Origin of the sequence: Citrobacter sp. Cb041 (assembly GCF_030336655.1) — a bacterium.
Taxonomy (GTDB): Bacteria; Pseudomonadota; Gammaproteobacteria; order Enterobacterales; family Enterobacteriaceae; genus Citrobacter; species Citrobacter braakii.
Window position 1 is genome coordinate 300,348 of record NZ_JAOWDD010000043.1, and the last position, 15,880, is coordinate 316,227.

The window sequence follows — 15,880 nt, forward strand, 5'->3', positions numbered from 1 at the left end:
TCAGCTTAGCGCGAGCAGCTGACGCGTATATGCCTGCTGTGGCGCGTTAAATACGTGCTCGCATTGTCCTTGCTCCACGACCTCTCCCTGCCTTAGCACAATAACCTGATGGCATAACGCGCGTACTACGTGCAAATCATGGCTGATAAAGATATAAGCCAGGCGATGCTTTTCCTGTAAAGACTTTAACAACGTCAGGATTTGCGCCTGTACGGTTCTGTCGAGCGACGATGTTGGTTCATCCAGAATGATCAGGGAAGGCTTGAGAATCAAGGCTCTGGCAATGGCTATGCGTTGACGTTGACCGCCGGAAAACTCCGCCGGGTAACGATGCCGCGTTTCGCTATCCAGTCCCACTTCCGCCATTACCGCTTTCACCTGCGCTTCGCGCTGTTCGGCTGACAGGGTTGGCTGATGAACGCGCAGTCCCTCCTCAATAATCTGTAGCACGCTCAGGCGCGGGTTCAGCGAGGAGTTGGGATCCTGAAAAACAACCTGAATGCGGTGACGTACCGGTAACAGCTGGCGGCGATTTAAGGTATGCAGCGCCAGGCCATCGAACACAATGCTTCCCTGTGAGGTGATTAACCTCAGTAGCGCCAGCCCGGTAGTGCTTTTCCCCGATCCTGACTCCCCGACCAGCCCCAGCGTTTCACCGGGCCGGAGGGAAAAACTGACGTTGTTAACCACAACGTTATGGTCCACCACGCGCTTCAGGATACCTTTACGGATGGGGAAGGCAACGCAGAGTTTTTCCACTTCCAGCAATGGCGCTTGCCCGGCAGGTACAGGCACCGGATCGCCGGAAGGTTCGCTGTTTAACAATTTCTGCGTGTAGGGATGTGTTGGCGCAGTGAGCAGCTGTGCTGCTCGATTTTGCTCAACGCACTGGCCGTTTTGCATCACCGCAACGGTATCGGCGAGTTTTTTCACAATGCTGAGGTTGTGGGTGATAAACAGTAATCCCATGTTCAGCTCGCGCTGTAGCTCCTGCAGCAGCTGTAGGATTTGCGCCTGTACGGAGACATCCAGCGCGGTGGTCGGTTCATCGGCAATAAGCAGCTCCGGTCGCGTAAGCAGCGCCATGGCGATCATCACGCGCTGGCGTTCGCCGCCGGACAGCTGGTGCGGATAGTCTGCGAGACGTTTGGCCGCCTGACGGATGCCGACCCGATCCAGACAGGTCAGTATTTCTGCCCGCGCGGCCTCCCGACGCATTCCCCGATGCAGCGACAGCACTTCATACAGCTGTTTTTCCAGGTTGTGAAGCGGGTTTAGCGACACCATTGGTTCCTGGAAAATCATGGCGATTTTATTCCCGCGAACGCCGCGAAGCGTCTGCTCATCGGCATGAAGCAATGATTCACCATGAAAACGGATGTCGCCGGAAAGGTAGACTGCGGGAGGGGTCGGTAATAACCGTAGAATAGAAAGTGCGGTCACGCTTTTACCCGAACCGGACTCGCCCACCAGCGCCAGAGTTTGCCCGGCTTCAACCCTCAGTGAGAGGGTATTGACCACGGTGCGCACGGTCTCCTGTTGGCGAAAACCTACCGATAAATTTTCAATAGCTAACAGTGGTTGTGTCATCTTAAATCGCCTTGTTGGGATCGAACGCGTCGCGTACCGCTTCACCAATAAATATCAGTAGCGATAATAGCAGGGCAACGGAGATGAACGCGGTGATGCCAAGCCACGGTGCCTGCAGGTTGTTTTTACCCTGTAACAGGAGTTCTCCCAGCGATGGCGAGCCAAGCGGTAAGCCGAAGCCAAGAAAATCCAGCGAGGTCAGAGTGGTGATCGAGGCGCATAATATAAACGGTAAAAAGGTCAGGGCGGCGACCATCGCATTGGGCAGCATATGGCGCAGAATAATACTGCGATCGCTCACGCCAAGCGCCTGAGCGGCACGAATGTAATCAAAGTTTCGGGTACGTAAAAATTCCGCGCGTACCACGCCAACCAGGCTCATCCAGCCAAACAGCACGGTAATGCCCAGTAGCCACCAGAAGTTTGGCTGGACCACGCTCGACAGCAGTATGATCAAAAACAGCGTTGGCATACCTGACCAAACCTCAATGAATCGTTGCCCCCACAGATCCACCTTGCCGCCATAATAGCCCTGGATTGCGCCAGCCATGATCCCCATCACGCTGGAGCACAGGGTTAGCATTAATCCGAACAGGACAGAAATACGTGTGCCGTAGAGGATCCGTGCCAGCACATTACCACCGTTGGCGTCCGTTCCCAGCCAGTTTTGTGCAGAAGGCGGGGAAGGGAAGGGCTTATCAGTGGCAAAGTTAATGCTGGTGGCTCCAAAGCGTATCGGCGCCCACAGGATCCAGCCCCGGTTTTCCAGGCGCTGCTGTAACCACGGATCCTGATAATCAGCCTGGGTCGCCAATGGTCCGCCGAAGTCGCTTTCACTGTAGTTTTTGAACAGGGGGAAATACCAGCTACTGTCGTAGCGCACCAGTAGCGGCTTATCATTGGCAATCAGTTCTGAACACAGGCTAAGGCCGAAGAGCAGTAGAAAAATCCACAGCGACCAATAGCCGCGACGGTTATGGCGAAAACGCGCCCAGCGGGCCTGATTGACGGGGCTTAATCGCGACATTAGCGTCCCTCAAAATCAATACGGGGATCGACCAGCGTATAGCTGATGTCGCTGAGGATATTCAGCAGCAGACCGATCAGGGTGAAGATATAGAGCGTGCCAAACATTACCGGGTAGTCACGTGATACGGTGGATTCATAACCCAGTAGTCCCAGACCGTTAAGCGAAAACATCACTTCAATCAGCAGCGAACCGGTAAAAAACATGCTGATAAATGTTGCCGGGAAGCCAGCGATTACCAGCAACATGGCATTGCGAAACACATGTTTCCACAGAATGTTTTTCTCGCTGACCCCTTTGGCGCGCGCGGTGACGACATACTGTTTGCGTACCTCATCCAGAAATGAGTTTTTGGTCAGCATGGTTAGCGCGGCAAAACCCCCAACCACCGTCGCCAGCACTGGCAGGGTAATATGCCAAAGGTAGTCGGTCACTTTCTGATACCAGGGCAGGGAATCAAAATTGGCGGAAACCAGTCCGCGAAGCGGGAACAGGTCGTAATAGCTGCCCCCGGCAAAAAAGACGATCAGTAAAATCGCAAACAAAAAGGCCGGTATGGCATAGCCAATAATAATGAATGCGCTGCTCCAGACATCAAATCGGCTGCCGTTGTGAACGGCTTTGCGGATCCCAAGCGGTATCGACACCAGATAGATAATGAGCGTACTCCATAGCCCCAGTGTGACGGAAACAGGCAGGCTGTCTTCGATAAGCGTCAGCACTGAGGCGCTACGAAACAGGCTGTCGCCGAAATCGAAACGAATATAGTCCCAGAGCATTTTGAAATAACGCTCATGAATGGGCTTATCGAACCCGTAACGGCGAGTGATTTCGGCGATCACTTCCGGGTCAAGACCACGGCCACCTCGGTAATTACTGTCGCTGATATTGCCGACGCCGGTTTGCGCGTGGCTGGCGCGAATGCCTTCACTACCCGCGCCGGGTAATGCCCCGCTTTGTCCGAACTCAATAGCGGCGACGGCCTGCTCAACCGGACCACCGGGGGCAATCTGCACGATAAAAAAGTTGATGGTGATGATGGCCCAAAGCGTTGGGATCACCAGTAGCAGACGTCGAATCAGATAAGCGCCCATTTATTCTCCCTGCCGTCTGGCTGCTGGCAGTTTCGCCGCTTTGTTAACGTCGTACCACCAGTTGTCGAGACCAATGGTATAAATGGGGCGAATAGCTGGATGCGAAAACTTATCCCACCAGGCGATGCGATCCTCTGCCATAAACCACATCGGCAACATGTAGTAGTTCCAGGTTAATACCCTGTCCAGTGCCCGACCGAGTGGGATTAGTTTGGCTTTATCACCCTGCGCCGCGATGATTTGGTTGATCAGTTTATCAATCACCGGGCTTTGCACGCCCGGGGCGTTATAGCTGGAGTCAATATATTCAGAGGTCCAGAGAATTTGCAGGTCCGAACTTGGCCACGGCATTGCGCGATACAATCTCGGCATCATGTCATAGTCACGACTGCGCAGCCGGTTTGTGATTTGTGAGTTATCAACCTGGCGGATGTTCATTGTAATGCCTAAGCGCTGCAGGTTGTGCTGGAACGGCAGCACCCACTGACTGTTACTGCCCGCCGGGAGCAACAGTTCAAAGCTCAGAGGTTTACCGTTGGCGCTGTTTACGCGCTGTTGTCCCTTAAGTACCCATCCGGCCTGCTCCAGTAAGGCATCGGCTTTCAACAGGTTGTCACGATCGTAGCCATCGCCTTTTGATTTCGGCGGCTGATAAATTTGGCTGAAGACCTCAGGGGGGAGATCTTTTTTCAAGGGCGCAAGTATTACCAGTTCATCCGCATCGGGGTAATTTTTAGCGGCATACTCGGTATTCTGAAAATAGCTGTTGGTCCGGCTCCAGGCGTTATAGAACAGAGCTTTATTCATCCATTCAAAATCAAAGGCCAGGGTGATGGCTTCTCGCACCCGTCGGTCGCTGAACACCGGGCGCTGAATATTAAACGCCAGCCAACGCGTATCCTGGGCGGATTCGTTTTTTTGCTCATCTTTGATGATGTAATGATTCGCGAAATTTTTACCGGTATAACGTGTCGCCCAGTTTTTGGCATCGTTTTCAAGACGCAGGTCAAACGCTCCGGCCTTAAACGCTTCAAAGGCGACGTTGTCATCCAGATAGTAGTCGTAGCGGATGGTATCAAAGTTCCAGCGGCCACGGTTGACGGGCAGATTAGCGGCCCAATAATCGTTGACGCGCGAATAGACAATGTACTGACCCATCTTCCATTTCGTGATGCGATAAGGACCGCTGGCGAGCGGAGGCGATGATAAGGGATCGCTGAGCTTATGATCTTTCCAGTACTTCTCTGGCATCACGGGTAATGAAAACAGGCTGAGCATGTCCTCTTTACCCGGTTTGGCTAATTCAATACGTACAGTTAATGGCGCGATCGCTTTTACCGTTGTTCCCTTGTAGACCAGGCGAAATTGCGGCACGCCTTCAGTCATAAATTTGTGGAAGGTGAATGCGACATCGCTGGCAGTAATGGGGGAGCCATCGTGAAAACGCGCTCGCGGATTGATGGCGATTTCTACCCAGGAATAGTCATCAGCATAGCGTGCGCTGTCGGCGATGAGCGGATAATAGCTGCCAGGTTCATCGTCAGAGGTAGTAAACAGCGTATCGTAAAGCGTTTCGGTACGTGCTCCGGGATTACCGCGCATCGCATAGCGGTTGAAGTTATCGAACGTGCCGATGGCGGAGAGGGTGATTTGCCCGCCTTTGGGAGCCGCAGGGTTGACATAATCAAAGTGATTAAAGTTAAACGCGTACTTCGGTTCGCCCAGTACGGCAAAAGCATAGCTTTCTTTGATGGACTGCGCCTCGGCGCTAAACCCGATGAGGGCGATAAACAGCAGCAATACGCGAGGGATCATTAAAAGCGATTTCCTTTTCCTGCCACAACCCGACGGGCATCATGCCTGAAAGATAAGGGATGTGGCGGCGAGTGAGAGTATATGATTCGCATACTGCGATCACCACGTCGGCTTATTGGGCTGCGCCATCCAACGCACGAAATCAGCAAGTTTTAATGGTCGGCTAATCCAGTATCCCTGGAAAAAATGCACTCCACGATCGCGCAGCCAACGGGCTTGCTCAGGCGTTTCAACCCCTTCAGCCACCGTCAGCATATTAAGACGCTTAGAGAGTGTCAACACGGCGTCCAGAACCGGAGAGGTCAGGGTCTCTGTTCCAATGGCGTTAATAAAGCCGCGATCGATTTTCAGGTAGTCAACGGTAAAGCGTTCCAGATAAATCAGCGCGCTATGACCGGTGCCAAAATCATCAATGGCAATTTCAAAACCTGCGGAATGAAGCCATTCAAAAAGCTTTGTGGCTTCGTGTTGATTAAGCATATCCCGTTCGGTGATTTCCAGCACCATCTGGAAATGGTTTGCGGGAAGCGAGGTCTGCAGGTGATGAATGTCGTCTTTAAACGTCTCGCCGTGCAGATGCGTTGGCGCGATATTGATCCCCAATTTTGCACCAGCGGGTAACACTTTTTGCAGCATCGGTGCGTCCTGGGCTATCAACTTAAAGAGATGCTGGGTCAGCGGGACAATCATTTTCTGGGATTCGGCGTAGTGAATAAAAGCATCCGGTGGGATCTCACCCGTTGTCGGATGATTCCAGCGTAATAACACCTCTACACCTTTCACCTCCAGTGTCTGCACCTCTACCACGGGCTGGTACACCACATAAAACTGGTTATGTTTGATAGCGTTGAGGATATCTTTGCCCGGACGTAAACGGATGGTGTAGATGTAGTACCAGAGAAGAAGCGCAGCAATAATCCCCGCCATGCATCCCAACATAATCGAATACCAGACATCGGTATAGGTCCACTCATCGGCATATAAACGAATCTGTAGCGGAATACCTTCCACGGTCGCCTGCCGCCAGTGAGAGTGGGGCAGAGCGGAGGCATCAATAATCCGTGATGAAAATGTTGAAATCGCGTTATCACCGACGACTATGGCAATGCCGTTAAAATCATCCTGTCGGGCGGTATAAAGCAGATAAGGGGCCAGATTAATATTCAGTGAGGTAAACACGCCGCTATCAGTGAACGATGGGTTCCGGTGCCAAATCATTATCGCCGGCTTGTTCGGCATCATGGGCGTACCGGGGAGTAATTCCACATCAATATTTCTGCTGATATCGAGGCTTGGGACCAGATCTAAAATCGGGGTGAACATTGCTCCCGTTGCGGAGGAGCAGAAAGCAATGCCGTTTTTGACCAGTAAAAATGCGCGAACGTTGAGGCTAAAGGCCGCGCTGGAGGTCAGTTGAGCAGCGACTTGTTGGCAACTGTTGGCGACCAGTGGCTGAAGGTCATCTGTGGTGGACTTGAGATCGGCGAAGTAGCTGCTGACATAATTCTGGATATCGGAAAGGAGCGTGTCGTACTTAATGTCTCGTTTATGCCAGGTCACGAAAAATTGCAGGGTACTCACCAGGAGCGCGACGATAAGCCCCGTTAACATACAGGAAAGCAGGATTTTCTGATTGGATGAAGAGGAGCGTTTAAACATAGTTCCTTATGTTTACCTGAGTTAACCGCTTATTCTGTATGAATATAACCTGAAATGACTCACCTTGTGAGATTTTTCTTAGTCACAAGACAAAGCAAAAAAAAAGCACCGCCGAAGCAGTGCTTTTCAAAATGTCTCATCAGGATAGCCAAGGGATAGCTGCCAAACGAAATTAACTGCGGCTCAGGACCCGGCGAGCTTCGTTGTAACGTTTTTTCCAGTAAGGTTCGTTCATGCTGGAAATGATAACGCCGCTGCTGGTCGAGGCGTGTACGAACTGGTTGTTGCCGATATAAATACCGACGTGACGGCCAGTGGAGCCAGCACGGAACAGAACCAGATCGCCTGTGCGCAGGTTAGTGCGCGAAACGGATTTACCCGTTTCCTGTTGTTCGTAGGTTGAGCGAGGAAGCTCTAAACCAAATTGCTCGCGGAACGTACGTTGTACGAAGCTTGAACAATCAATACCTTTTTTGGTGCTGCCGCCAAGGCGGTAACGCACGCCTTTCCAGTCAGCATACTGGTCCATAATACGTGATTTAACATCGATATTACGGACCATATTTTCAAATTCATCCTGAGAGGCTTGCAGTGAAGAGTTATCTCCATTGCCCACAGCATGCGTCTCAGAATGCATATTCCTGGCGGTGTTCGTTGTGCTACATGCAGAAAGCAGAACCGCAACTGCTATCGCGGGTATGCCCCGCAAGATATATCTCAAAATCGGTTGAGATTTGACCATTTTGTTTGTTTTCCCTTGAAGTCCTTAACGATAAATATCGTTATAAAAAATGCCAAACGTGACGAGACTAATTACCATCGCACGATGAGACAATTCTTTAAGGTCAAATCTGTGGCAGAACGCACAAATTTATTCCTGAAGAGAATAATTATCCCGCGAGGCAAAACGAGTTCGAGATTACCCGATCGGTCCGGTCATTGCGAGTGAATTTACGTGATTTCTTATAAGAAAAATTGATACAGAAAGTGAATAACCGGCATTGCCTAAATTAAGAACAATCGGGATAAAAAAGACGCAACCCAATCATTTTAAAGATGAATAAGATGACGGGAGAATGACAGCCAGAATGATGAAATATTGACAAGCATCATCAGGGAATCAGAGTTTTCCCTGATGATGTTAATTACTGTGCGTTATTTGTTTAAAAAATGTTTGTTTTTACCGGGCAGATAATTCGCAAACAGAGTGACTAATCGGTCGCTTAACGGTGTCATTAGCCACCAGGGCAGACCAATCAAGACGACAGTCATGGAACCGATCACGATATCGGTGAGCCAGTGAGCGCCAATCATTATGCGTGGAAAGGCAAAAACCACAGCGATAATAAGGCCGATTATTCCGGCGACTTTTCCGAAATAACGCAGCATAAATGCGGAAAAAATAAGCAGCATCATACCGTGATCGCCGGGGAAACTGTCTCTGGACGCATCTTTAGTCGGAATATGCAACAGTTCGCTGACGCGATAAATATTATCCAGCATCAGAGTAGGGCTGGCGCGTTTAACGGGAATAAGCGCCTGGCCTAACTGATTTAATACCACTGCGGTGAGCAGCATAACCAGGCCAATAGCGACAATGCGTCGGCGACCTTCCGACGTTTCTTTCAGCCAAAAATGCAGCATCAAGGCGCCCATTGCCAGCAATGAGCAACCATCAAATGCTCGGTTATTGGTAATAGCAACAATCCACAAGAACTGCGGGCTTTCCACCAGTTTCTGGTTAAAGAAGCGGAAAACGCCCGTATCCAATGAAGACCAGATCCCATGTCCGGCAGGAAGATACCAGGACAGAAACAGCGCCAGCCCCGCAATATTGAGTAGGAGAATAAGAGGGTATCGGGTTTTCATCATCGTTTACCATTGCTATAAAAACGAAGGCAACCTTACGCGTTAGCGTCTAAACGAAGTCTCAACAATGCACTCTGTAGCGTATTCCAGTCGGTCTCAGTATCGGCGATGAGTTCAATACGACTATCCGGTGGCGCGACGTTTTGCGTCTCAATATGCCAGTCGTCTCCCTGGCGGTTAATGCGCACCAGCCCTTCCTTTATACGCATGACACCTTTCACGCGCCCCACGGGGGCAAGACGGGACCATTCCAGCAGACCGATGGTATCGAACACCGTATCGGCGTCAAAAATCCAACCGCAGGCCTGATGGCCCTGGCCGCTGTTCAGGCTGCGCCGCCAGCGCTGCTGTGACGGCAGACTCAATGCCGCCAGTCCCTTTTTGTCTGCATGGCTATGGGCGTGCTCTGCGCTTGCAGGAAGCTCTGCCAGGTTTAGTCGGGGTAAATCCAGTAACTGCCCGTCAATTTGCCCATGGTCGGCATGAACCAACTGGCGATTACCGCCGTAGTGTTGCCACCAGGTTTGCAAGGCGTTTTCGCTTTCCGCTGTGGCGCGGTCGGCTTTATTGGCAACAATGATATCTGCGGCGGCCAGCTGATCGCGGAAATTGTCATTGGCGACGCTTTTTTCATCCAGTAACAGCCGGGGGTCAAGAATACAGAGGGTCGCGCGCAGATCGATCCACGGTTCGTAAACCGGTGCGGTGAGTAAATCCAGAATTTGTTTAGGGTGTCCGAGGCCAGTAGGTTCAATCAGCAATCGATCGGGTTTTCCCTGACGCAGTAGCGTATTGAGGCCAACCTGCATCGGTAGACCGTTAACGCAGCACATACAGCCGCCGGGGATCTCTTTTAGCAATGCGCCGCTGTCGGCTAACAGGGCGCCATCAATACCTACTTCACCAAACTCATTGACCAGCACGGCCCACTTCTCTGCGGGATCCTTATTCGCCAATAGATGAAGAATAGAGGTGGTTTTGCCACTGCCGAGAAAACCAGTGACGAGATTGGTTTTAGTCACAATTACTCCAGAATCATAAATTACCGTAATGGCATTTAACAATCCTGGCGAAAAATGGGGAAAAAGAGAAGGGGGGGAGGGGACGAAGACGTGCTTCGTCCTGTTTAATGGCAGAAATCGTTAATTTTTTAACGTTTCAATGACAGCCTGATGCGCACCGTATTGGGTAATACGTTGCCAGGCCTGTTGAATGGCCGCGACAAACTGCGGATTCTGTACGAGATCGGCGGCGAAAATCTCATGCAGCGAAAGCAGGGCGCTGACGCGTTCTGATTCAGTGCTCTGTGCCACCAGAGCGGCAATTTTCTCACTGAGCGGGTCACGAATATCAATCGTAGCGCCTGAATCATCCACACCGCTCACGTAGCGCATCCAGCCTGCGATGCCGAGCGCCAACAGCGGCCACTCGCTTTGACGTGCTAAATGCACGCGGATCCCTTCCAGCATTCGCTGGGGTAATTTCTGGCTACCATCCATCGCGATTTGCCAGGTTTTGTGTTTCAGCGCCGGATTGGCAAAGCGGTCCAGCAGGCTTAAGGCATACTGATTTAAATCAACATCGGTAATTTGCAGCGTGGGGGCCTGTTCGGTGAGCATCAGCCGGTAAGCGGCTTCACGAAATGCGCTATCCTGCATACAGTCGCTGATGTGCTGGAATCCGGCCAGATAGCCGAGATAAGCGAGAAACGAATGGCTGCCGTTCAGCATCCGCAGTTTCATTTGTTCCCACGGCAAGACGTTTTCGACCATCTGGACACCCGCGGTTTCCCATTGCGGACGACCACAGACAAAGTTGTCTTCAATCACCCACTGAATAAACGGCTCGCAGCTGATTGCGCAAGGATCGGCAACGCCCAGCTCGTGGGCGATTTCAGCCAGCGACTCTTCGGTGGCGGCGGGAACAATCCGATCCACCATAGTACCCGGGAAACTGACGTGTTCCTGGATCCAGTGCGCCAGCTCAGGAGAGCGTTTTTCCGCCATCCCCAGTACGGCATTTTTTACCACATGACCATTGTCCGGGATGTTATCGCAGGAAAGGACGGTAAACGGCTGCAGTCCACGTTCACGTCGGCGGTGCAGCGCTTCAACGATAATACCGGGGGCGGAGTGCGGTTCAGCCGGTGTCTGCAGATCGTGAATAATACGCGCATTAGAGAGATCTAACGAACCCGTCGCCGGATCGATGCAGTAGCCTTTTTCCGTGATGGTCAACGAGACAATCGCGATCTGAGGCTCGCAGAATTTTTCAATAATGGCCGCCAGCGAATCCAGTGTGGCGTTCAGGCATTCGTTAACGACACCGATAACAATAGGCTGGTTGCCGTTAGCCCCTTTTTCTAACACGGTAAATAAATGATCCTGTTCGCGAAGCTGACGCATCAGCCGATCGCCACTGAACAGGCTGATCTCGCAAATCCCCCAGTCTCCGCCCTGCGCATTCAGCACCCTGTCGGTTAATAACGCCTGATGGGCGCGATGAAAAGCACCGAAACCAAAATGTACAATCCGCGTTTTTAATTTTTGGCGGTCGTACTGCGGCATCATGACATTTTCCGCCAGTGGCGCTGAGGCAATAGTTTTCATTAAATACACCTGATTAACCATTAATTAACAATGGCAGTATAAAGTTATATGACAGCAAATTGAATTGGTGTGCCTCATTTATCCGGGGAATGTGAGCTGGATCAATCAATGATAGGCCATCTGTTGAACATCTACGGGATGGCTGTATGGTAGTCGTCATTCAGGTAGTTTAATTTGGTATAACAACTTGTGGGGTGAAACAATGGAACAAACCTGGCGTTGGTACGGACCTAACGATCCGGTATCGCTTGATGATGTGCGTCAGGCTGGCGCAACGGGTGTTGTGACCGCCTTGCACCACATTCCCAACGGTGAAGTGTGGCCGGTAGAAGAGATTCAACAGCGTCAGGCTATTCTGGCTGAAAAAGGGCTGACCTGGTCGGTGGTGGAAAGTATTCCTGTCCACGAAGATATCAAAACGCGTTCAGGCCAGTACCAAACGTGGATTGCCAATTATCAGCAGAGTATCCGTAATCTGGCGACCTGCGGCATCGATACCGTGTGCTATAACTTCATGCCGATCCTCGACTGGACGCGTACCGACCTCGAATATCAGCTGCCGGACGGCTCCAAAGCGCTACGTTTTGACCAGATTGCTTTTGCAGCCTTCGAACTGCATATTCTTCAGCGCCCTGGCGCCGCAGCGGATTACACCGCAGAAGAACAACGCCAGGCGCTGAATTACTTCAATGCTATGAGCGATGCCGATATCGAAAAGCTGACCCGCAATATCATTGCCGGCCTGCCCGGTGCGGAAGAGGGCTATACGCTGGATCAGTTCCGTGCGCGCCTCGCTGAATATGACGGCATCAGCAAAGACGATCTGCGCGATAATATGGCGGTATTCCTGCGGGCGATTGTGCCTGTGGCGGAAGAAGTCGGCGTGCGTCTGGCTGTCCACCCTGACGATCCGCCGCGTCCGATCCTCGGCCTGCCGCGCATTGTTTCGACTATCGAAGATATGCAGTGGCTGAAAGAAACCGTCGACAGCATCAATAACGGTTTCACCATGTGCACCGGTTCCTACGGCGTGCGCGCCGATAACGATCTGGTGAAAATGATCGAAACCTTTGGCGATCGAATCCACTTCACGCATCTGCGCTCCACCTGCCGTGAAGATAACCCGAAAACCTTCCACGAAGGTGCGCACCTGCAAGGCGATGTGGATATGGTATCGGTGGTTGCTGCCATCCTGAGCGAAGAACAGCGCCGTAAAAAGGCGGGCGATTTGCGTCCTATTCCGATGCGTCCGGATCACGGACACCAGATGCTTGACGACCTGCACAAGAAAACCAACCCAGGCTACTCCGCGATTGGTCGCCTGAAAGGACTGGCGGAAGTTCGCGGCGTTGAGATGGCGTTAAAACAAACGCAGTTCCGCGATCTGCTGTAAGGTTAACAACAGGGATTGTGCCGCAGGCGCGATCCCTGAAATTCATCAAGGCTGCGCTAGCGCCTGCTCCAGTACCGACAGCACCTTTTTGATCTGCTGTATCTGCAATCCGCCAAACCCGAAAAACATAACAGCATCGCTGTTCTCCCTACGCCATGCGGCTCCTGACCCATTTTCAATATCTGGCAGAGTGTCAAAGCGGATCCCTGCCAGCAGGCAGCGCTGTTGCAGCCTGGCTATCATATCTGGGTGTCTGTCAACGCGTAACGAGAGGTGCAGACCCGCCGTTGCGCCAGCGATTTTCCCTGACGGAAACAGAACAGAAAGGCCATCACGTAACAGATTGAGGCGCGCCGCATAGTTGCAGGCCAGCTTGCTGATGTGCGAATAAAACACCTGATTTTGCATTAATTCGGCTAAAAATTGCTGCAATAGCCACTGACTGCCGTTGTTGTTGAGCGCTTTCATATTCTTTACTGCCGGGAGCAGTTCATCAGGACAAATGAGATAGCCAAGACGCGTTCCCGGCCCCAGCGTTTTGGAAAATGTCCCCATGTAGATAACCCGGTTGTGATAATCCATAGCTTTCAGGGCAGGAAGGGGGTTCTCGCCATAGGTAAAAACAGCATCGTAGTCGTCTTCAAGGATATAAGCGCCGACGCGCTGCGCCCACGTCAATAATGACTGACGGCGTTCCAGCGAAAGGACGCTTCCCATTGGATACTGGTGAGCCGGAGTCACATAGCAAAGCTGGGTTTCATATTCGGGTAATTTATCTGTTTGCAGCCCGTGGTTATCTACAGCAATTGACGTAATGTCTGCACCGTAATAATTAAACAGATGCCATGCGCCAGAATAACAAGGGGATTCGGTCACAACGTGGCACTTTTTTTGCTGACTGACGGCATGATGAACAATAAATATTTGACTGAGCAGCGACAATCCTTCCTGAATCCCATTGGTAATGATGATGTTCTCCGCCCGGGTATTAATGCCGCGAGATAAATTAAGGTACCTGGCTAGTTGCTCACGCAGTGAAAATAATCCATTTGATGAATGATATCGGGTAAACAATTGCTCTTTAAGTACGCTTGGCGCGTTATTCCATTTTCGCCAGCTTGCCCAGGGAAAAGCATTGGGATCGGGGACGCCCATCCGGCAGTAGCACTCCCGCCCAGGCTCTGCGTAAACATCGGTAGAGACCCCGGCCGCTTTTGGTGTTACTGGCGGAGAGCCCTGGGGTACGGACACATGCGCTGGGGTTACACGTACAGGCGTGGTGAATATCACCTCATAGCCAATGCCGTGTCGGCTCTTAATTAATCCAGCCGCCACTAGCTTATCATAGGCCATCACTACCGTTATTTTGGCACTGTTCAATGCCTGAGCCTGCTCGCGAATAGAGGGGAGTTTATCTCCACACAGCAAATCCCCCCGCTGAATGGCCTGTAAATAAAATTGAAATATCTGCAACTGCAGCGGAGTCCGGCTTTCTCTATCGAGAGTCAGTTTGAGCATGATAAATTCCTTATTTATAGATGGTGATTATATTACGGACTTCTGCTCTTTACTATTTGACGAACCTCATAGAGTGGATGCTGTTCCTATAATCTGCCTTCGCTGTCTCTATTTTTGATTTTTATTATCCCTTAGCGTGTCGCTATTAAAAAAATGGAGGCAAGCATGTCGTGGATAAGAAAAAACGCACTATGGTGCGCATTCGCCGGGGCGGTAGCAATGGCCCTGGCTATTTGGGGAACGTGGCAAGGCGTTCATTACACCAGTTCTAACGAGTTTTGTTTATCGTGTCACTCGATGCGCACATCTGGCGAGGAGTATAAAACCAGCGTGCATTTTCGTAATGCTTCAGGTGTGCGTGCGGAGTGTAAGGATTGTCATATTCCGCCAGGCATCGTCCCAACGCTGGTTCGTAAAACGCAAGCCTTAAACGACCTCTACCACACCTTTATCTCTCCTTCGATCGATACCCCGGAAAAATTTGCCGCAAAGCGGGCGGAATTGGCCCAGCGAGAATGGGCGCGCATGAGCGCGAATAATTCAGCGGCGTGTAAATCCTGCCATAGCTATGAGGCGATGGATCACGGCAAGCAATCGGCAAATGCAGCGGCGCAAATGACCGCGGCGGCGGCAAAAGACAGTAACTGTATCGATTGTCACAAAGGCATTGCCCATCACAAACCCGATATGAGCAGCGGTTTTCGCGATCGTTACCAGCAGCTGCAGCGTCAGGGAGAGCAGTTACCCACGGCGACGACGCTGTATTCGTTAGGCGAAAAATCACTGACGGCGACAGCAGAGAGTCCGGCAGGTAAAGCCATGCTGTACCCGGCAACGCAAGTGCGTGTGCTGAAAAGAGAAGGGAAAAACGTTCAGATAGAGCTGACCGGCTGGCGGGAAAGCAAAGGACGGGGACGGGTGATTACCCAGTATATGGGTAAACGCGTTTTTGCTGCCGTATTAGATGCCTCGCTGATGAGCAATGTGAAGGTTGAGCAAACACAGGTTGATCCGGAGTCACATCAGGAGTGGCAGCAGGTAAGCGTGACAGCCTGGAGTTCAGCGGAGGGTTTTACCGACAATATTGACCCCCTCTGGCAATACGCCGATCAGATGTTGCAATCCACCTGTAGCGCTTGCCACAGCACGCCGCCGCCGACCCGTTATTCCGCGAATGGCTGGATCGCCGGACTGAAATCCATGTCCACCTACTACCGGCTTAATCCGGTGGAAGACCGTACGTTGTTGAAATATCTCCAGACTCACGCCAGCGATATACCTCAACCTAACAATTCAAAAGGATAAT

General features: G+C 51.5%; 12 protein-coding genes. 2 read left to right on the forward strand and 10 right to left on the reverse strand.

The genetic code is table 11. From position 1 onward, the window contains the following. The 9 genes from yejF to OGV52_RS22305 form a co-directional block, all read right to left on the reverse strand. Complete coding sequence (gene yejF, locus OGV52_RS22265; protein WP_287109164.1) at positions 1-1,590, reverse strand: microcin C ABC transporter ATP-binding protein YejF; 1,590 nt, start codon at positions 1,588-1,590, stop codon at positions 1-3. A gap of 1 nt (position 1,591) precedes the next feature. Beyond that, positions 1,592-2,617: an ABC transporter permease gene (locus OGV52_RS22270; protein ID WP_287109166.1), complete on the reverse strand. Its 1,026-nt coding sequence runs from the start codon at positions 2,615-2,617 to the stop codon at positions 1,592-1,594. Further along, on the reverse strand, positions 2,617-3,711 hold the full coding sequence (locus tag OGV52_RS22275) for a microcin C ABC transporter permease YejB (RefSeq protein WP_287109167.1): 1,095 nt from the start codon (positions 3,709-3,711) through the stop codon (positions 2,617-2,619). Before OGV52_RS22275 ends, OGV52_RS22270 begins: the two co-directional genes overlap by 1 nt. Further along, entirely contained in the window at positions 3,712-5,526 is a 1,815-nt protein-coding gene (locus tag OGV52_RS22280) for an extracellular solute-binding protein (protein ID WP_287109168.1), read from the reverse strand. Between the two features lie 99 nt (positions 5,527-5,625). After that, a complete protein-coding gene (locus tag OGV52_RS22285; RefSeq protein ID WP_235116891.1) occupies positions 5,626-7,185 on the reverse strand; it encodes a cyclic di-GMP phosphodiesterase in 1,560 nt (519 codons plus the stop codon). A 172-nt stretch (positions 7,186-7,357) separates the two neighbouring features. Then, on the reverse strand, positions 7,358-7,927 hold the full coding sequence (mepS, locus tag OGV52_RS22290; protein ID WP_003027474.1) for a bifunctional murein DD-endopeptidase/murein LD-carboxypeptidase: 570 nt from the start codon (positions 7,925-7,927) through the stop codon (positions 7,358-7,360). Between the two features lie 413 nt (positions 7,928-8,340). Further along, a complete protein-coding gene (locus OGV52_RS22295; RefSeq protein ID WP_019077242.1) occupies positions 8,341-9,054 on the reverse strand; it encodes a phosphatase PAP2 family protein in 714 nt (237 codons plus the stop codon). A gap of 35 nt (positions 9,055-9,089) precedes the next feature. Further along, positions 9,090-10,076 carry a CobW family GTP-binding protein gene (locus OGV52_RS22300; protein WP_287109170.1) on the reverse strand — a complete coding sequence of 329 codons (987 nt, stop codon included), beginning with the start codon at positions 10,074-10,076 and terminating at the stop codon, positions 9,090-9,092. Positions 10,077-10,196: 120 nt separating this feature from the next. Then, positions 10,197-11,663 (reverse strand): mannitol dehydrogenase family protein, encoded by a 1,467-nt coding sequence (locus OGV52_RS22305; protein ID WP_287109172.1) that lies wholly within the window; start codon positions 11,661-11,663, stop codon positions 10,197-10,199. Between the two features lie 202 nt (positions 11,664-11,865). Here OGV52_RS22305 and uxuA point away from each other — a divergent pair, with 202 nt between their 5' ends. Further along, on the forward strand, positions 11,866-13,056 hold the full coding sequence (gene uxuA / locus OGV52_RS22310) for a mannonate dehydratase (RefSeq protein ID WP_287109173.1): 1,191 nt from the start codon (positions 11,866-11,868) through the stop codon (positions 13,054-13,056). A 45-nt stretch (positions 13,057-13,101) separates the two neighbouring features. Here uxuA and pdxR read toward each other — a convergent pair whose 3' ends face one another. Further along, positions 13,102-14,574 carry a MocR-like pyridoxine biosynthesis transcription factor PdxR gene (gene pdxR, locus OGV52_RS22315; RefSeq protein ID WP_200046864.1) on the reverse strand — a complete coding sequence of 491 codons (1,473 nt, stop codon included), beginning with the start codon at positions 14,572-14,574 and terminating at the stop codon, positions 13,102-13,104. A gap of 165 nt (positions 14,575-14,739) precedes the next feature. On the opposite strand from pdxR, the gene torC reads away from it, so the two are divergent. Then, entirely contained in the window at positions 14,740-15,879 is a 1,140-nt protein-coding gene (gene torC, locus OGV52_RS22320) for a pentaheme c-type cytochrome TorC (RefSeq protein ID WP_131346415.1), read from the forward strand. Position 15,880: the final 1 nt, after the last annotated feature.